The organism is Amorphus sp. MBR-141, from assembly GCF_053628695.1.
On sequence record NZ_JBRJGW010000004.1, the window covers coordinates 263,539 to 281,472 of the forward strand.

The 17,934-nt window shown below is 69.4% G+C and carries 16 protein-coding genes; 5 read left to right on the forward strand and 11 right to left on the reverse strand.

Annotated elements, in window-relative coordinates; genetic code table 11:
* The first annotated feature begins 9 nt into the window (after positions 1-9).
* Positions 10-1,461 carry a xylulokinase gene (xylB, locus tag ACSSVZ_RS07800; RefSeq protein ID WP_453969230.1) on the forward strand — a complete coding sequence of 484 codons (1,452 nt, stop codon included), beginning with the start codon at positions 10-12 and terminating at the stop codon, positions 1,459-1,461.
* Here xylB and ACSSVZ_RS07805 read toward each other — a convergent pair.
* The 4 genes from ACSSVZ_RS07805 to ACSSVZ_RS07820 all read right to left on the reverse strand — a co-directional run bounded on the left by ACSSVZ_RS07805 (position 1,434) and on the right by ACSSVZ_RS07820 (position 6,931).
* Complete coding sequence (locus tag ACSSVZ_RS07805; protein WP_453969231.1) at positions 1,434-3,359, reverse strand: TRAP transporter permease; 1,926 nt, start codon at positions 3,357-3,359, stop codon at positions 1,434-1,436. The two genes, xylB and ACSSVZ_RS07805, sit on opposite strands and share 28 nt — an antisense overlap.
* A 122-nt stretch (positions 3,360-3,481) precedes the next feature.
* Entirely contained in the window at positions 3,482-4,438 is a 957-nt protein-coding gene (locus tag ACSSVZ_RS07810) for a TAXI family TRAP transporter solute-binding subunit (RefSeq protein ID WP_453969232.1), read from the reverse strand.
* A 46-nt stretch (positions 4,439-4,484) separates the two neighbouring features.
* A complete protein-coding gene (locus tag ACSSVZ_RS07815; protein WP_453969233.1) occupies positions 4,485-6,014 on the reverse strand; it encodes an FAD-binding oxidoreductase in 1,530 nt (509 codons plus the stop codon).
* Positions 6,011-6,931 carry an alpha/beta hydrolase gene (locus ACSSVZ_RS07820; protein WP_453969234.1) on the reverse strand — a complete coding sequence of 307 codons (921 nt, stop codon included), beginning with the start codon at positions 6,929-6,931 and terminating at the stop codon, positions 6,011-6,013. Before ACSSVZ_RS07820 ends, ACSSVZ_RS07815 begins: the two co-directional genes overlap by 4 nt.
* A gap of 132 nt (positions 6,932-7,063) precedes the next feature.
* Between ACSSVZ_RS07820 and ACSSVZ_RS07825 the strand changes: the two genes are divergently transcribed.
* From ACSSVZ_RS07825 to ACSSVZ_RS07835, 3 genes are all read left to right on the forward strand, one after another.
* The gene (locus ACSSVZ_RS07825; protein WP_453969235.1) at positions 7,064-7,978 is read left to right on the forward strand and encodes a LysR family transcriptional regulator; all 915 of its coding nucleotides are present in this window, start codon (positions 7,064-7,066) and stop codon (positions 7,976-7,978) included.
* Positions 7,979-8,123: 145 nt separating this feature from the next.
* Positions 8,124-8,339: a hypothetical protein gene (locus tag ACSSVZ_RS07830; RefSeq protein WP_453969236.1), complete on the forward strand. Its 216-nt coding sequence runs from the start codon at positions 8,124-8,126 to the stop codon at positions 8,337-8,339.
* A 117-nt stretch (positions 8,340-8,456) separates the two neighbouring features.
* Complete coding sequence (locus ACSSVZ_RS07835) at positions 8,457-9,368, forward strand: LysR family transcriptional regulator (protein ID WP_453969237.1); 912 nt, start codon at positions 8,457-8,459, stop codon at positions 9,366-9,368.
* A gap of 74 nt (positions 9,369-9,442) precedes the next feature.
* Here ACSSVZ_RS07835 and ACSSVZ_RS07840 read toward each other — a convergent pair whose 3' ends face one another.
* From ACSSVZ_RS07840 to ACSSVZ_RS07850, 3 genes are read right to left on the reverse strand one after another with little or no spacing between them, the layout of a single operon-like run.
* The gene (locus ACSSVZ_RS07840) at positions 9,443-11,743 is read right to left on the reverse strand and encodes a xanthine dehydrogenase family protein molybdopterin-binding subunit (RefSeq protein WP_453969238.1); all 2,301 of its coding nucleotides are present in this window, start codon (positions 11,741-11,743) and stop codon (positions 9,443-9,445) included.
* On the reverse strand, positions 11,740-12,723 hold the full coding sequence (locus ACSSVZ_RS07845) for an FAD binding domain-containing protein (protein WP_453969239.1): 984 nt from the start codon (positions 12,721-12,723) through the stop codon (positions 11,740-11,742). Before ACSSVZ_RS07845 ends, ACSSVZ_RS07840 begins: the two co-directional genes overlap by 4 nt.
* Entirely contained in the window at positions 12,720-13,199 is a 480-nt protein-coding gene (locus ACSSVZ_RS07850; protein ID WP_453969240.1) for a (2Fe-2S)-binding protein, read from the reverse strand. Before ACSSVZ_RS07850 ends, ACSSVZ_RS07845 begins: the two co-directional genes overlap by 4 nt.
* Positions 13,200-13,389: 190 nt before the next feature.
* On the opposite strand from ACSSVZ_RS07850, the gene ACSSVZ_RS07855 reads away from it, so the two are divergent.
* Complete coding sequence (locus ACSSVZ_RS07855) at positions 13,390-14,022, forward strand: TetR/AcrR family transcriptional regulator (protein ID WP_453969241.1); 633 nt, start codon at positions 13,390-13,392, stop codon at positions 14,020-14,022.
* A 94-nt stretch (positions 14,023-14,116) separates the two neighbouring features.
* Here the strand turns inward: ACSSVZ_RS07855 and cynS are convergent, their stop codons facing one another.
* The 4 genes from cynS to ACSSVZ_RS07875 form a co-directional block, all read right to left on the reverse strand.
* A complete protein-coding gene (cynS, locus tag ACSSVZ_RS07860) occupies positions 14,117-14,605 on the reverse strand; it encodes a cyanase (RefSeq protein ID WP_453969242.1) in 489 nt (162 codons plus the stop codon).
* 114 nt (positions 14,606-14,719) lie between these two features.
* Positions 14,720-15,706, reverse strand: a complete 987-nt coding sequence (locus tag ACSSVZ_RS07865) for an ABC transporter ATP-binding protein (protein WP_453969243.1) — start codon at positions 15,704-15,706, stop codon at positions 14,720-14,722.
* Positions 15,703-16,542 (reverse strand): nitrate ABC transporter permease, encoded by an 840-nt coding sequence (gene ntrB / locus ACSSVZ_RS07870; RefSeq protein ID WP_453969244.1) that lies wholly within the window; start codon positions 16,540-16,542, stop codon positions 15,703-15,705. The genes ACSSVZ_RS07865 and ntrB overlap by 4 nt, the downstream gene beginning before the upstream one ends.
* Before the next feature lie 4 nt (positions 16,543-16,546).
* Positions 16,547-17,923 carry a CmpA/NrtA family ABC transporter substrate-binding protein gene (locus ACSSVZ_RS07875; protein WP_453969245.1) on the reverse strand — a complete coding sequence of 459 codons (1,377 nt, stop codon included), beginning with the start codon at positions 17,921-17,923 and terminating at the stop codon, positions 16,547-16,549.
* Positions 17,924-17,934: the final 11 nt, after the last annotated feature.

The window sequence follows — 17,934 nt, forward strand, 5'->3', positions numbered from 1 at the left end:
GGGTCAATCATGTTTCTCGGGATCGATCTCGGCACGTCTGGGGTGAAGGCTCTCCTGATCGACGACCGCCAGGCCGTGGTGGCTTCGGCGCAGGCGCCGCTCGCCGTGTCGCGGCCGCATCCGGGCTGGAGCGAGCAGGATCCGGCCGACTGGATCGCCGCCACGGAAACCGCCATCGAGGCGCTGCTGGCCTCCCACGGCGAGCGGCTGGCGGCGGTGCGCGGCATCGGCCTGTCCGGCCAGATGCACGGGGCCACGCTGATCGACGCCTCCGGCCGCCCGCTGCGTCCCTGCATCCTGTGGAACGATACCCGCAGCCATGCCGAGGCGGCGCGCCTCGATGCCGATCCGCGCTTTCGCGCCCTCTCCGGCAACATCGTCTTTCCGGGCTTCACCGCGCCGAAGCTCGTCTGGGTGCGCGCCCACGAGCCGGAGGTCTTCGCGGCAACGGCGAAGGTGCTGTTGCCCAAGGACTTCCTGCGGCTCTGGCTCACCGGCGAGTACGTCTCCGAGATGTCGGACGCGGCGGGCACCAGCTGGCTCGACACCGGGGCGCGGGCCTGGTCGCCCGAGCTGCTCGCGGCGAGCGGCATGCGCGCCGAGCAGATGCCGCGGCTGGTGGAGGGCACCGAGCCGTCGGGCGTGCTGCGCTCCGAGCTGGCGGCCCGCTGGGGGATGGCGCGCGAGGTGGCCGTGGCCGGCGGCGCCGGCGACAACGCCGCCTCCGCCGTGGGCGTGGGCACGGTGGCGGCCGGATCGGCGTTCGTGTCGCTGGGGACGTCCGGCGTGCTGTTCGCCGCCACCGAATCCTACCTGCCGAGCCCGGAAACGGCCGTGCACAGCTTCTGCCACGCGCTTCCCGGCAAATGGCACCAGATGGGCGTGATCCTGTCGGCGACCGCCTCGCTCGACTGGTTCGCCGGCATCTCCGGCACCACGTCGGCGATGCTGCTCGGCGAGATCGACGACAAGCCCGCCGGGCCGGGCAGCCTCACCTTCCTGCCGTATCTGTCGGGCGAGCGCACGCCCCACAACGACGCCGCCATTCGCGGGGCGTTCGTGGGGCTTGCCAACGAACACGACCGGCCCGCAATGACGCGCGCGGTGCTGGAGGGCGTGGTGTTCGCGCTTCGCGACTGCCTGGAGGCGATGCGGGCGGCGGGGGCCCGGCCCGAACGGGTGACGGCGGTGGGTGGCGGCACCCGTGCGCCCGCCTGGACGAACCTGATCGCGACCGTGCTCGGCATTCCGGTCGACATTCCCGCCGAGGGCGACTTCGGCGCGGCCTTCGGCGCGGCACGGCTCGGGCTGATCGCCGCGACCGGCGCCGATCCGGCGTCCGTCTGCACGCCGCCCCGGATCGCCCACACGGCCGAACCGCGCCTGCCGCTGGCCGCCGGCTACGACGAAGCCTACGCCCGCTACCGGGCGCTCTATCCGGCGATCGCCGCCCTCGCCTGAAGGTGTCGCCAGCCGACCAGGATCCCCCCGAGCACGGCGCCGAAGACATCGACCAGGGCGGCTCCCTCGAAGGCGCCGGCCGGGATCAGCAGGCAGATGCCGGCAACGACGAAAGCGAGCCGCACCGGCGCCGGAAGCGGCCCGGCGAAATGGCCGATGACGCCGGCCGACACCAGCCAGACGCCGGCCAGCGCCGTCGTGGCGGCCAGCGCCACCTGCAGCGGCGAGCCGATCAGCAGCAGGCTGGGGGCGGCAACGAACAGGAACGGCACCAGGAACGCCGGCCAGGCGAGCTTGGTCGCCTCCAGGGCGGTGCGCATCGGGTTCGAGCCGGCGAGGCCGGCCGCGGCGAAGGCGGCGATCGCGACCGGCGGGGTGACCATCGACATCATGCCGAAATAGAGCACGAACAGGTGCGCCGCGAGCGGCTCGATGCCGAGCTTGACCAGCGACGGCGCGACCAGCGTGGCGAGCAGCACGTAGACGCCGACGGTGGGCATCCCCATCCCCAGCACGATGGAGACCACGGCGGCGATCAGCAGCAGCAGGACGATGCTGTTCTGGCCCACCTGAGTCAGAAGAAGCGTCAGGTTGAAGGAGAGCCCCGACTGGTTGAGGACGCCGATGATGATGCCGGCGGCGGCCGAGATCAGCACCACGCCGAGCGAAACGACGCCGGTTTCCGTCAGGCCCTTCAGGATGGCGCGGGGGTGCATGCGCGCGCCGGCATAGCCGATCGTGAAGGCCAGCAGGATCAGCACGGCGGTCGACCACAGGGCGGCCTCCTCGACCCGCACGTGCAGCCAGAACAGCCCGCCCAGCAGCACCGCGAACGGGATCGGGAAGAACCACCCCGACCGGAACGCCGGACCGGCTGCCGGGATTTCCGACGCCGGCAGGGCGGTGATGCCGAGACGGGCGGCGAACAGGTCGGCCTGGATGAACAGCGCCGCGTAATAGAGGACCGCCGGCAGCAGTGCGGCCAGCGCGACGTCGCCATAGGGCACCTGCAGGAACTCGGCCATCAGGAAGGCGGCGGCGCCCATGATCGGCGGCATCAGCTGGCCGCCGGTGGAGGCGACCGCTTCGACCGCGCCGGCCGTCTGGGAAGAGTATCCGCCGCGCCGCATCAGCGGGATGGTGACCACGCCGGTCGAGACGACGTTCGACACCGCGCTCCCCGAGATCGAGCCCATCAGCCCCGAGGCGACGATGGCGATCTTCGACGATCCGCCCCGGAAGCGGCCCATCAGCGCCATCGAGAGGTTGGTGAAATAGGTCGAGCCGCCGGCGTGCGTCAGCATCATGCCGAAGAAGACGAAGGCGACCACGACGGTGGCCGCGATCATCAGCGGCGTGCCGAGGATGCCGTTCGGGTCGAGGGAGACTTGCGAGACCAGCCGTTCGGGCGAGATGGCGCGGCCCTGCAGCGGCGCCGGCACGAAGTTGCCCCACAGCCCGTAGGCGACGAAGACGACGGTGATGCCGGTCAGCACGCCGCCGGCGGTGCGCCGCAGCCCTTCCAGCAGCAGGATGACGAACAGCGCGCCGGGAACGAGGGCGACGCTCGGGTCGTAGGCGGCCTCGTCGACCAGCCAGGCGTAGCGGACGGCGATATAGAGGGGTACGGCGAACCCCAGCGCGGCGAGCACGAGGTCGTACCAGCGGGGCAGGGGGCCGGACGCTCCCTCGTCCATCGGCGCCGCCTTCAGCGGATGGGTGACGAAGGCCAGCGCCAGCGCGATCGCCAGGATCGCGGCCAGGAACTGTTCGTCATAGAGCGACAGGCCGAGTTCGCGCTGCAGACCCAGAATAAAGGCGAACGACAGCGCCGGGAGCGCCAGCGAGAGGGCCGTTCGGAGGCCCGTGATCGAGCGTGCGTAGAGGGGGCTGGCCATGGTCGTGTCGCGCTCGCCGGGGGCTGGTTGGGCTGGTGGGACGGGGGCGTGCGCCCGAAGGCGAAGCGGGAAGGCGGCACTTCCCGGCCGCCTTCCCCTGCGTCATGTCCGGCCGTTGGGGCCTATTTCATGAGGCCGGCTTCCTTGTAGAATTTCTCCGCGCCCGGGTGGTACGGCGCGTCGAGCGGCACGTAGATCCGCTTCGGATCCCAGCTCTTGAAGATGCCGTGCGCCTCGGAGAGCGCGTCCGGGTGCTGGTAGAGCGCCTTGACGGCCTGGTAGACCGTCTCGTCCGGCACGTCCTTGCCGACCAGCAGCGTGTACTCGTAGCCGAGCAGCGTCACCGGCTCCTTCACGCCGGCATTGGCCGGAGACGGCTTTACTTCGGTGAAATAGGAGCCCGGTGCGATCTTCTGCATGGCCTTTTCGCCGTCCGGCGCCGCCTTGATGCCGATGAAGCGCACGCCCACGTCCGCGTCCGCCTGGCGGATGACGCCGGAGCCGGGAGCGGTGTAGGCACCGGCCACGCGGTCGGCGGTCAGAAGGTCGACGGCCTTGGCGAAGTTCGGCACCGAGACCGGCTCGAAGTCCGCAACGCTCATGCCTTCCGCGGCAAGCGTCGCCTTCAGGCACATCTCGACGAATTTCTGGGCGCTGTAGTCGGTGGGAAACGGCTTCCCCTTCAGGTCGGCGGCGGTCTTGTAGTCGGAGTCCTCGCGCACCACGAGACCCACGGTGAAGGGCACCAGCACGGCTGCGACGCGCAGATTCTCCAGTGGCCGGCCCTCGAAGTTGCCGGTGCCCGTCACCGCGTAGACGGTCTCGACGGTGTTCGACGTTCCGAACTCCATCTCGCCGTTGTTCACCTGCGGCAGCACCACGTTCGAGCCGCCGGTCGGCACCGCCGTCGCGGCGACCGACGAGTTCTGGGTCACGACGTTGGCGACCGCCGCTGCGATGGCGTAGCCGAGCGCTCCCTGGGGAAGCGTGCCGATGGCGGCCTGCTGGGCCTGGGCGGAGACGCCCATGGCCAGCGACAGTGCCGCCGCCGAGAGTCCGGTGAGTAACTTCCTGGTCATCCGTCTGCTCCTGGTCCTCTGGTCTGGCTCGTCGTGGTTATTGGTGTCAGACGCCGTATCGGCCGGGTGCGATGACCCCCTCGGGATCGAGGACGACCTTCAGGCGGCGCAGGACCGACGGCACGACTTCCCGCCGGTCCATTTCTTCCTGCTGGAAGTCGAGGGCGGTGCGCGACACCGGCAGCCCGACGGCGCCGTGCGCCTCAGACAGCGCCCGGTAGCAGGCGGCGACGCGCGCGCACTCCTCCGGATCGCTCCGGTCGAAGATGATCAGGTGCAGGGCCCGGGCGCCGCGCGGTCCGCAGCCGAAGGCGGCCAGATAGTCGAGCCCGTGGTCCGCCAGGATCGCGCGTGAGCGCGCCTGCATCGCCAGGGCGTCCGCCCCGCGCATGGGGCAGGTGGTCAGGTACCAGGTGGCGCCGCCGCCCTTTCCGCCGGCCCGGTCACGCCACTTGAGCAGCCCGAGCTCGTGACGGGTCGGCACGCCGGAGAAGAAATCGACCTGGGCCTTCAGCATCGGCCGCTCGATCGCTTCCTCGTGCGGGATGTAGCGGGCTTTGCCTCCCGCTTCCATGTGGGCGCGGATCCGGTCGATGCGGGCATTGACGTCGGCCTCGCTGGCGCCGTAGAGCGCCGCGCCGACCATCCATGCGCCGATCCCGTGCTTCTGCTGGAGCGACCGGCGGGCCGTGTCGGAGAGCGGCGTGTGGCCGCCCATGGCGTCGAAGGGGTAGGTCTCCTCCGTCCCGGCCACGTAGAGGTCGGACGTCACCTTCACCGGCATCGCGATCTGGCCGCTCTGGCGCAGCGGCCGCACGCGCTCGAAGATCTCGCCGAGGTCCTCGTCGTCGGGGAAGGCAAAGAAGAAGGATCGGATGACCGGCGGGCGCTTCTGCAGCCAGAGACCGGCGCGGGTGACGATGCCGAGGTTCGACTGGGCGAACAGGCCGTCGATCACCGGGCCGTAGCCGTAGCGCGACAGGTGCCAGGTGGCCGCATTGGGATAGGAGCCGTCGCCGGTGCGGATCACCTCTCCGGTGCCGAGCACGATCTCCATCCCGCACAGCGAGCCGAACTGGTCGAAGGAAGGCGTGTGGCCGGCGCCCTTGTCGAGGGCGTTGCCGAGGAGGCTGCCGGTCGGCGGACCGGACGTGGTGGAGATCATCAGCTCCGAGCCGCGGCGCTGGAGCTCGTCATAGAGCGCCTGGAAGGTCACGCCGGGCTCGATCTCGACGAAGCCCAGGGTCTCGTCGATCTCCAGGACCCGGTCCATGCGTCGCCCCATGTCGACGACCACCTGGCCGGCATGGATCGGCGCGCGTTCGCCGAGCGCGATGTTCTCGCCGGCGCTGACCGGCCACAGCGCGATCCGGTGGGCACGCGCGAGGCCCACGAGAACGACCACGTCGTCGGTCGAGGCCGGGCAGACGACGGCGAGCGGGGCGCGGGGTCCACCGGGAAGGCGGCTGGTCCCATAGCGCGCGAGCGTGTCCGCATCGACGTGGAGGGCTGCCTCGCCGAGGGCGCTGCGCACGGCGCTCAGGAAGGCGTCGGTTCCATGGGTGCCGACCGTCATTGCGCGGCACTCCATCGGACATCGGGTTGGGTGGGAAGCGACGTCGCGTCGGGGCCGAGGCCGGCGAGCGCGTCCATCACGGCCTGATGAACCGGGTTGGATGGCGCGGCCATGGCGCCGCAGATCTCGAAATGATTGAGCCCGGGGACCAGGCCGCCGCCGGCCAGTCGCCCGGCCTTGGCCAGTGCCGCGGCAAAGTCGTTGGCCTGGCGGATGAACTCCGGCGTTTCCTTCTCGCCCCACAGCACCCAGACGGGGCAGCCGATACGGTCCGCCTGACGGGGCGGGCTCAGCCGTTCGGCCTCCTCCGGCGAGAGGTGAATGTAGTCCCGCCGCGCCGACAGGAGCACGGCTTCCAGATCGTATCCCCCGCTGACGCAGACGAGCGCCTTGACCACGTCCGCCGGCAGCCCGCGCTCCGCCCAGTCGAGGGTCGCGAGCACCGCCGCCAGGTGCGCGCCGGAGGAGTGGCCGGAGAGGAAGATCCGCTCCGAATCCCCGCCGAACCGGGCGGCGTGCGCGTGCACCCACCCGACCATCCGGGCGAGCTGCTCCACCATGTCGGGGAGGCGCACGTCGGGCAGGAGGTCGAAGTCGGGGACGATGAAGTGCATGCCCGCCGCCGTCATGGCGGGGGCGAGGATCGCACCGTCGTCCTTTGATTGCGCGCGCCACGCTCCGCCGTGGATGTGGATGTGGACCGGCGCGGGCGTCGCGTTGGCGGGGTAGAGGTCGAGGACCTCGGCGGGCCCGTCTCCATAGGCGTGCTCGGCATAGCCTGTGACGCAGGCGCGGGCCGGTGCCACTGCATCCTGCCACTCGGCCAGGACGGCGCCGGCGTTGGGCGCCCAGGCGCGCTGGTCGTAGAGATGGTCCAGCTCGTCCTGGGTGTAGTCCAGAAAGACGGTCTTCCGCACCTGCTCCTGCCCCTCACTGCCGCTCGATCCGGGGTTCCCCTCCCTTTGGATCTGACGGTGCTTGGGAAAGGCTAGACCACCGCGCGCAAGCGCAGCCATTGCATTCCGAAGCGTTTGTTATAACAATCCTGCATGGGTCTGAACCATCGAGAGCTTGCCGTCTTCTTGGGCATCCTGCGTCACGGCAGCATCAATTCGGCCGCCCAGGCGCTCGGCATGACGCAGCCGGCACTGAGCCGGTCGCTGAAGCGGCTGGAGATCCGGCTCGGCGTTCCGCTCTTCGTTCGCCACTCCCAGGGAATGGAGCCGACCCGCTTCGGCGAGGTGCTGCGCACCTATGCCGAGCAGCTGGAGTTCGAAACCGACCGTGTGGTGGAGGAAATCCGGCTGCTGGCGGGCGCGGCCACCGGCCTGGTGCGCATCGGCGTGGTGCCGAGCGCAGCCGCAAGCCTGCTGCCGCGGGCGCTCGGGCGGGCGCTCGCCGTCTCGCCGGGCATCCAGGTCCGGGTGGTCGAGGGGTTGGGCGAGCAGATGGTCGCCGCCGTCACGCGCGGCGAGGTGGACTTCGCCGTGGTCGGACAGCCGGACGATTTCACCGACGGCTCCGTCCTCGTCACGCCGCTCGGCGAGGAGGAGGTCTGCGCTGCTGCCCGCAGTGGGCATCCGTTGCTCCAGCGGTCCGGCCTGACGGTCGCCGACCTCGCGGCCTTCCCCTGGGTGCTGCCGGAGAGGGGCAACGTGAACCGTCACGGCTACCGGGCGATGTTCCAGCGCGCCGGCCTGGAACCGCCCAAGGAGACGATGTCCAGCAACTCCGCCCAGGCACTCAAGGCCGTGGTGTTGTCGGGAGACTACCTGACGATGCTGACCCGCTCGCTCTTCGCGCTGGAAGAAGAGCAGGGATTGATACGGCCGCTGCCGCTTGCCGAAAGCAAGTGGCGCCGGCGGGTGGCGATCGTCCGGCGCCCGAGCGGCCAGATGCTGCCGGCCACCCGGCTGCTCCTGCGCGAACTGATCGCCGACGCCGAGGAGGCCGGCGTCGCCTGACCGGTGCGGCGATCGGCGGGGGACGGAACGGCTGACATCGGGACTTTGTCGCATGTCGCACGGGCGTTCGGTCGCCTAGATCGATGTCCAGGCTGCGGCCATCCCGATGCGGCCTGCTCCTGCGACGATATCGAGGGAATGTCTCATGCTGCGTCTCGCCTATTCCGTCCCCGTCTTCGGCTGGCTCCTGCGCGATGCGGTTCAGGGGCCGCCGTCGTCCCGTGGCTGGTTCGTCGCCAACCTCGCGATGATCTGGGTGTTCGCGATCGTGTTCCTCGGCTACCCGGCGTTCATCTGGCCGGTCCTGTTCGCCGCAGGCGCGATGCTGACCGCGATCGTCACCCTGACCACCCTGCGCTAGATCTGGCTCACCGCTTCTGCCTTGGGCGTCTGGGGGATGGACGCGCCGCGCCATCACTCCTACCAATCGCAGATGCGTTTTCGCATCACGCTCGGAGATGGATGAGGGGCGGGTCCGATGGAAATTCGGCAGATGCACTATTTCGTGGCGCTCTACGAAGAGCGCTCGGTGACGCGCGCCGCGCGCCGGCTCAACGTGGTGCAGCCGGCGGTGTCCATGCAGCTGTCGAAGCTCGAGGAGGAGTTCGGCCAGCCGCTGTTCCGTCGCCTGCCCAAGGGGATGACGCCGACCCATGCCGGCGACCAGGCCTACCGGCTGTTCGCCCCCATTCTGCGTGACATCCAGAGCGCCACCCAGCAGCTGACCAGCGGTGGGGGGGAGATCTTCGGCTCGCTGGCCGTGGGGGTCATCGCTTCGGTGAGCAGCAGCGCCCTGTCGGCGTGCATCGCAAGCTTCCACGCACGTCATCCGAGGGTGAACGTCCGGGCCACCGGCGGGTTTACCGTCGAGCTCCTGGACATGGTCACCCGCGGCCAGCTCGATTTCGCGCTGATCAACCTGACCGACCGGCGGACGCATCTGCCCTCCATCGACATGCTGGAGGAGGAGCTGTTCCTGATCGCCGGGCCGGATACGCCCGTGCCGAAGGGCGGCCCGGTCGCCGCCTCCGACATCGCATCGATGGACCTGGTCATCCCGTCGCGCCGCCACGGATTGCGCGTGATCATCGACGACGCCGTGGCGAACGCGGGGGTGGAACTCCTGCCGCGCATGGAGTTCGACGAACTGAACACGATCGAGGACTTCGTCATCGGGACGCGGTTCGTGACGATCCTGCCGCGCATCGCGGTGCAGCGTTCGCTGCGCGCCGGTGCGCTGGTCAGCTACCCGATCCGGCCGGCGATCACCCGCAAGATCGTCTGCGCCTATTCGCCCCGCCGTCCGCTGAGCCAGACGGCGGAGCTGCTGATCGAGGAGTTTCGCCGGGAGATGACGAAGCTCCCCCTGGCCCCGGACGGACCCGCGTGACCCCATGCGGTCACGCGCCTGTTCCGATAGTGGCCACCTTTGTCCAGGGCAGGATGCCTGGCCTAGCGCGCCTCTCAGATCAGCTTCTCGAGCGTGATCGGCAGATCGCGGACGCGCTTGCCCGTCGCATGATAGACCGCGTTGGCGATGGCCGGGGCGACGCCGACGATGGACAGCTCGCCCACCGCCTTGCCGCCGAGCGGCGTCGCCTCGTAGTCCGGCTGACCCACCGAGATCGTCGCGATGTTCGGGATGTCGGCGTTCGTCGGGACCAGGTAGTCGCCGAAGTTGGCGTTGAGGATGCGGCCGTTGCGCGGGTCGGTGATCCCCTCCTCGAGCAGCGCCATGCCGATCCCCATGATGATGCCGCCCTTGAACTGGCTGTCGGCCAGCTTCGGGTTGTAGAGCCGCCCGGCATCGACCGCCGTCACCACCCGCGAGACCCGCACCGTTCCGAAATCCTCGTCGACCTTCACCTCGATGAAATGGGCGCAGAAGGAATGCCGCGCGTGCGTCGCCGTTGCGCCGTGCTCCATTCCGACCAGCGACGTGAAGAACCGCAGCCGCTCCTCCGGCGTCCGCTCGCCCGCAGGCAGGGTGTCCCGGTTCACCTCCAGGACGTCGCGGCCGACGGCTGCGAGCAGCGCGGCGATCGGGATCGCCTCGCCGCGCGACGCACCGATGCGCCCGTCGGCGATTTCCAGCGTGTTCGCCGCATTGCGGAGCGGCGAGTTCTCGTCGGTGAGGCCGAGCGCGATCAACTCCTCGCGAACCGCCACGGCCGTCTTGTGCACCGCCGCGGTCATCAGGTTGGCGAGCTGCGAGCCGCCGGCCACCGGCGCGCGGGGCAGACGGGAATCGCCGAGCTTCACCTCGACGCTCTCCATCGGCACGCCGATGGCATCCGCCGCGGTCTGGGCAAGGATCGTGTAGGTGCCGGTGCCCATGTCGATGGAGCTGGACAGCACCTCGACCTTGCCGTCGGCGCGGACCCGGATCGTCGCCTCGCCGGGGCTCGAATAGACGGGGTGGGTGCCGACCGCCATGCCCCAGCCGACGAGCTGCCGGCCATCGCGCATGGAGCGTGGGGCGGGATTGCGGTTCGACCAGCCGAACGCCTCGGCGGCCACTTCGTAGCACTGCAGCAGGCGTCGCGACGACCACGGCTTGCCCGTTTCGAAGTCGTGATCAGGCTCGTTTCGGCGCCTGAGCTCGACCGGGTCCATGTCGAGGGCGACGGCCAGTTCGTCCATGGCGCTCTCCAGCGCGAAGGCGCTCGGGTTCTTGCCCGGGGCCCGGAAGGCGCCCGGCATGACCGTGTGCACCGGCGCAATGCGCTGGGTGGAGCGGAAGTTGGGCGCCGCATACATCATCGAGGTGACGACCCCGAGGGTCTCGACGAACACCTTGTCGAGCGCCGTCTCGTTGGTGCCGTCGTGGTCGATGCCGACGATGGTGCCATCCGCGGCGGCGGCGATCTTCACGGTCTGGCGCGTCGCCGGGCGGGCGCCGAAGGCGGTGAAGTGCTGGGACCTGGCGATGGTGAGCTTCACCGGCCTGCGGGTCATCCTGGCGGCCACGGCGGCGGCGATCGAATGCGGCAGCACGAAGCCCTTCGAGCCGAAGCCGCCGCCCACGTAGGGAGAGACGATCCGCACGTTCTCGAACGGGATCTCGAAGGCGCGGGCGAACCAGTCCGCCGTGCCGTCGACCCACTGGGTCGCCTCGTGGATCGTCAGCCGGTCGTCGGCTTCCCACTCGACGATGAGGCCGTGCGGCTCGATGGCCATGTGGTACTCGCGCGGCGTCTCGTAGGTCGCCTCGACCCTGACCGGTGCGCCGGCCATCGCCCCGTCCGGATCGCCCCAGCTCTTGGCCAGCATGTCGACCACATGGGTCTCGGTGCCGTCGGCCGCGAACGTCGCGCGAAGCGGGGTCTCCTCGTAGGTGATGCGAACGCGTGCGGCGGCGGCGCGCGCCTCTTCCAGCGTGTCGGCGACCACGGCGGCGACCAGTTGACCGTTGTGGGTGATGTCGGTGGCAAACGGGGATTCGTAGTCGACCTTCGGCTGGTTGCCCCAGTAGTCGGCGAGGGCTTTGACCTTGGGGGCATTGTCCGCGTCGATCACCAGCCGCACGCCCGGGCTTGCCTCGGCCGCGGTGCGGTCGAGCGAGACGACCCGGCCGGCACCGATGGTCGCCTGGACGAGGACGCAGTGCAGCGCTCCGGCAACCCGGTGCTCCATCGCATAGGTCGCCGCGCCGGTGACCTTGGCCGAGCCGTCGGCGCGGGCATGGGCCCGCCCCAGCGGGCCGGAGGTTGCGGCGCCGTCGGAGGCGTCGCCGAATTTCTCTCGGGTGTCGTGAACGGTCATGCCAGGCCTCCCGCTTGCAGGATGGCACGCGCGACGACGCGCGGTGCGAGGTCGATCTTGTACTTGTTGCCGTCGTGGGCGACCGCGTCGTCCACGCACAGGCGGCTGGCCGCCACGATGACGTCTTCCTCCAGCGGCTGGCCGCGCAGGGCGTCCTCGACGGAGCGGGTGCGCCATGGCCGGGTGGCCACGCCGCCGAGCGCCACGCGAACGTCCTCGATGGTGCGGCCGTCCGCCTCCAGCGTGACGCCGACGGCCGCACTCGCCGCGGCGAACTCGTAGGACTGGCGGTCGCGGACCTTCAGGTAGGTCGACGTGCGTGCCGTCCTCGACGCCGGCAGGCTGATGCGGGTGATCACCTCGCCGGGTTCCAGCACGGTTTCCCGGTCGGGCGTGTCTCCGGGAAGGAGGAAGAAGTCCTCGACGGGTATGCTGCGCTCCGTGGTGTGGATCTCGGCGTCGAAGGCGACCAGCGCCACGGCGAGGTCGCCGGGATAGGTGGCGATGCAGGCCTCGCTGGTGCCGAGGACCGCGTGATTGCGGGCCATCCCCTCCATCGCCGAGCAGCCGGAGCCCGGGTTGCGCTTGTTGCAGGCCGGGAAGGCGGCGGGATCGCGGAAATAGCTGCAACGGGTGCGCTGCATCAGGTTGCCGCCGATGGTCGCCATGTTGCGCAGCTGCGGCGAGGCGGCAAGCGCGAGCGACTGGGCGACCGCGGGGAAATACTCGCGGATGCCGGTGTTCTCGGCGACGCGGCTCATCCGGGCGAGCGCCCCGATCGAGGCGCCGCTCTCGTCGGCGCGGATCTCGTCGAGGCCTTCAAGGCGGGTGATGTCGACGATTGTCTCGGGCGCCACGACGTCGATCTTGGCGAGGTCGAGAAGCGTTGTTCCGCCGGCGAGCAGGGCATGGCCCGGCAGGGCGGCGGCGGCGCGGGCGGCCTCCAGAGAATGGGCGCGCGAATAGGTGAACGGGGTCATCGGGACGCCTCCGCGGCCTGGCGCACGGCGCTGACGATGTGGGGGTAGGCGCCGCACCGGCAGAGATTGCCGGACATGTACTCGCGGATCTCGTCGTCGGATCCGGCGTGGCCCTCCTTGATGCAGGAGACCGCCGACATGATCTGGCCCGGCGTGCAGTAGCCGCACTGGAAGGCGTCCTGCTCGATGAACGCCGCCTGGACGCGGTGCAGCAGGCCGTCCGATCCGGCCAGGCCCTCGATGGTGGTGATGTCGCGGCCTTCGGCCTGGGCGGCGAGCGTCATGCAGGCGAGCACGCGCTCACCGTCGACATGGACGGTGCAGGCGCCGCACTGGCCCTGGTCGCAACCCTTCTTGGTTCCTGTGAGGCCGATCCGCTCGCGCAGCGCGTCAAGCAGCGTGACGCGCGGGTCGATGTCGAGGGTGTGCATGTTGCCATTGACGTGGAGGTCGATGCGAAGTGTGGGGTCGGTCATCTTCGATCCTCATCTGAGAGGTCTGCGCGTCATGTCGCGTCCGGTTGTCGAGGAGGCGACGGACGTGACAGCGCGGGCGCGCGATGCGATAAGCTGACTGGAGGCGGATTTTAAACGGAGGCGCCTCCGCTTACATATCTGGAAAGCCGACCGCCGCGTTTCAAGACCGCGCGGCCGACGGAGTGTGGAATTGTTCGAGAAGCCCAACGGTCCGTCCCGCGGAGCCAGCGGACCGGCCAAGCCGAAGGGCATGCGGGCCGACGCCCGCCGCAACCGCGAAAAGCTGGTGGAAGTGGCCGCGGCCGCCTTCTCCGAGCACGGCGTGCAGACGTCGCTGGAGGACATCGCCCGCACGGCCGGGGTCGGCATCGGCACGCTGTACCGCCATTTTCCGACGCGCGAGCATCTGGTCGAGGCGGTCTACCGGCGCGAGGTCGACGGGCTCTGCCAGGCCGCCGATGTGCTCGCCGCCGAACTCGCGCCCGATCAGGCGCTGGAGGAGTGGCTGCGCCAGATGGTGGCCTACGCCGCGACCAAGCGCGGGATGATGGACAGCCTGCGCATCCTGTTCGACACGGGCTCGGAGATCTTCAAGGATTCGCCCAGCCGGATTTCCGGCGCGCTGGAGCGCCTGCTGGCGTCCGCCTCGGAGGCGGGCGTGATCCGGCGGGACGTGGAGAGCGCCGACATCCTGCAGGCGATGTCCGGCATCTATTCCGCGCCCGACACGCCCGACTGGAAGGCGCGGTCGCTGCGGCTGGTCTCGCTGCTGATGGACGGGCTGCGCAGCGGCGCCCCGAACGCCGGCCGCCGCAAGGCCTGAGCCAGTATTCCGACATTCCAAAGAAAATCCCGCCGTCGGGGACGGCGGGATGTGCTCGAACCATCCGGGTGTCGCCACCCGGCAGGCGCGGGGCCTACTCTTCCTTCAGACCGATCGACATCGCGCCGTCTTCGGCCCCGTGATACTTGTAGGGCAGGAACTTGCCGGACATGGTGATGCGCACGCGGTCGCCCTTGGCGTCCGGCTGGCGCTCCATCTCCAGATCGAAGTCGATCGCCGACATGATGCCGTCGCCGAATTCCTCGTGGATGTACTCCTTCATGGTCGGGCCGAAGACGAGCATCGCCTCGTAGAAGCGGTAGAGCGTCGGATCGGTCGGCGGCGTCACGCTGCCCTCGCCGCGCATCGGCACCTCGTTCAGGAGCTTCTCCTCCGACTTCGTGAGCCCGAACAGCTTGGCGGCCTTGGCGGCCTGGGGCTTCGGCAGCTTCATGTTGCCGAGCAGCGCGCACATGATGAACAGCTGGGTGTAGCCGCCGATCTCCTCGGCGATGGCCTTCCAGCTGAGGTCGTTGTCGCGCTTGTGGTCCAGGATCTTCTCGGTCAGGTCGGCACGTTTCATCTGGGTCTGCTTCCTCGGTTGGGCTTCGGATCGTCCCCGGGCGGGCGCGGGGCCGGGCCGTTGGGGGAGGTGGCGGTGGTCAACGGTGCCGCAGCGCCCGGAGGCGCTCCGGTTTCACTTGCCCGCCGTCGCGGAGCGGTTGGCGGAGGGGTGAAAGGGGGTGGCGAGGGCTGGCTCGGCGTTGCCGTCGAGCGGATCGACGACCGGCACCGACCGGGGATCCCAGTCGAGGCCGGCGGCGATCTCGTCGCGGAACGTCGCGGAGCGGCTCACCAGGAAGTCCATCAGATGGTTGCGCAGCGGGTAGTAGCCAGGCAGGCGGTGCATCTGGTTGCGGTCGCGGTCGCGCGGCAGGGCGTTCCGGACGATCTCGGCGATTTTCGCTTCGGGACCGTTGGTCATCAGCACGATCTTGTCGGCGAGGTAGATGGCCTCGTCGACGTCGTGGGTGATCATCAGCACCGTCTGGTCGGTGGTGACGCAGATCCGCCGCACCTCGTCCTGCAGCGTGCCGCGCGTCAGCGCATCGAGGGCCGAGAACGGCTCGTCCATCAGCAGCGTCTTCGGCTCGATGGAGAGGGCCCGGGCGATGCCGACCCGCTGCTTCATGCCGCCCGACAGCTGGGCCGGCCGCTTGTGCTCGGCGCCCGACAGGCCGACGAGTTCGATGAACCGCATGGCGTGCTCGCGCACCCTCGCCTTTGGCCAGTCGCGGTGACGGGCGGCGACCGCGTAGGCGACGTTGCCGAGCACCGTGAGCCACGGCAGCAGCGCGTGTCCCTGGAAGATGACGGCACGGTCGAGAGAGGGCCCGTCGATCTCCTTGCCGGCGACGATGACGACACCCTCGCTGGGGGCGTCGAGGCCGGCCAGGATGTTGAGGACGGTCGTCTTGCCGCAGCCGGAGTGGCCGATGATGCAGACGAACTCGCCCTTTTCGATGGGCAGCCAGAAGTCTTCGAAGATGGTCACCGGTGGACCGCCCTTCTGAGGGTAGCGCTTGGCGATGCCTTCGATCGAGATGAGTCGGTTGCTCATGGAGGGCTTGGGCTCCGGCGACGGCGCAGGGCGCCTCGTTTGAAGGGTCAGGAGCGCGCTCATTCGGGGAACGTCACCATGCGGGTGGCGGCCGCCAGCATCTGGTCGAGGGCCATGCCGACGACGCCGATGCAGAGGATCGCCACGATCACGTTCACGATCGACAGGTTGTTCCACTCGTTCCAGACGAAGTAGCCGATGCCGGTTCCGCCCACGAGCATCTCGGCCGCGACGATCACCAGCCAGGCGATGCCGATGGAGATGCGCATCCCGGTGAGGATGGTGGGGGCGGCGGCGGGAAGGATGACCGTGAAGGCCCGCTTCCAGGCCGGCACCTCGAGAGTGCGGGCGACGTTCAGCCACTCGCGCCGGACGTTGGCGACGCCGAACGCGGTGTTCAGCAGCATCGGCCAGATCGAGCAGATGAAGATCACGAAGATGGCCGACGAGTTGGAGTCCTTGATCGTGTAGAGGGCGAGCGGCATCCAGGCGAGCGGCGAGATCGGCTTCAGGATCTGGATGTAGGGGTCGAGGGCTCGCGAGATGAGCTCCGACATGCCGATCAGGAAGCCGAGCGGGATCGCGATGAGCACCGCCAGGCCGTAGCCCAGCAGCACGCGCGCGATGGAGTAGCCGAGCTGGATGCCGATCCCCTTGTCGTTGGGCCCGGCGTCGTAGAACGGATTGGTGATGTGCTTCCACAGCTCCTCGCCGACCTCGATGGGCCCCGGCATCGCCGAGGCCCCTTCGGTGACCTGCGCGCCCATCAGGGCGGCATATTCCGGATCGAGGCCGGTGGCGCCTTCCCCCGACCGGGTGGCGGCGTGCCACCCGACCAGGAAGACGACGAGGATCGCGATCGACAGGAGCAGCGGCTTCAGCCGTTCGGCGCGGGCCATGGCGTCAGGTCCGCTTGATGGCGAAGGACTGGATGTAGCCCTCCGGATCGCTCGGATCGAACGGCTTGCCCATCACCGAGAAGGTCTCGGTGTTGGAGGCGGGCGGCGTCATGCCGACTTCCTTCATCAGCTTCGCCGCGTCGGTGGCGAGATAGACCTTCTGGGCGATCGCCGGATAGTCGATGTCGCCGGACACCTGCCCCCAGCGCTTCATCTGGCTCATGATCCAGATGGCGAAGGATTCGTAGGGGAACGGCTGGAAGTCGATCCGCTCGGGATCCTTCTTCACGTTGCCGAGGCCGTCGGCGTAGGTGCCGGTCAGCACCTGCTCCACCACCGTCACCGGCTGGTTGAGGTAGTTGGCCGGCGCGATCGCCGCGGCGATCTCCTTGCGGTTGTCCTGGTTGCTGGCATAGGCGGTCGCGTCGATGATCGCCTTCAAGAGCGCGGCGTAGGTGTTCGGCATCTCGGTGACGAACTTCTCCGACGCGGCGAAGGCGCAGCACGGATGGCCGTCCCAGATCTCCTTCGACAGCAGGTGGATGAAGCCGACGCCGTCATAGACCGCGCGCTGGTTCACCGGATCGGGGGCCAGGAAGCCGTCGAGATTGTCGGCGCGCAGGTTGGCGACCATCTCCGGCGGCGGCACGACGCGGATCTGCACGTCGGTGTCGGGGTCGATGCCGTGCTCGGCCAGGTAGTAGCGCAGCAGGTAGGCATGCATGGAGTATTCGAACGGGACGGCGAACTTGAACCCCTTCCAGTCCTTCGGGTCGCGCCGGTCCTTGTGCTTCATGGCCAGCGTGATCGCCTGGCCGTTGATGTTCTCCACCGCGGGCATCGTGTACGGGATCGGGTTGGAGCCGACGCCCATGGTGATGGCGATCGGCATCGGCGACAGCATGTGCGCGGCGTCGTACTCGCCGTTCAGCGTCTTGTCGCGCACCACCGCCCAGCCGGCGGTCTTCACCACGTCCACGTCGAGGCCGTACTTCTCGTAGAAGCCCATGGGCTTGGCCATGATGATCGGCGTCGCGCAGGTGATCGGGATGAAACCGACCGCGAGCTTCGACTTCTCCAGCGGTCCCGACGCGGCGAGCGCCTCGGTGATCTGGCCGATGGGGAGGAACTGGGAGAGGGCTGCCGCGGCGGTGGAGGCGCCGACGGTGCGCAGGAAGGCGCGGCGCGAATGCTCCTGCGGGAACACCGCATGCATCAGCCCGGCCTCGACGGCCCGGCGCAGACGCCGCTCCTCGTCGGCCGCGACCTCGCTCGCCTCGGCCCTGAGATCGGCGTCGTGCGCGCCCTGGCTGGTGTGCTTGCCGCAGGAGCACGCGGCGGACCGCGTGCGAGGATCAAACGGGTTGTCGAACGTGCTCATTCAGGTCCCTC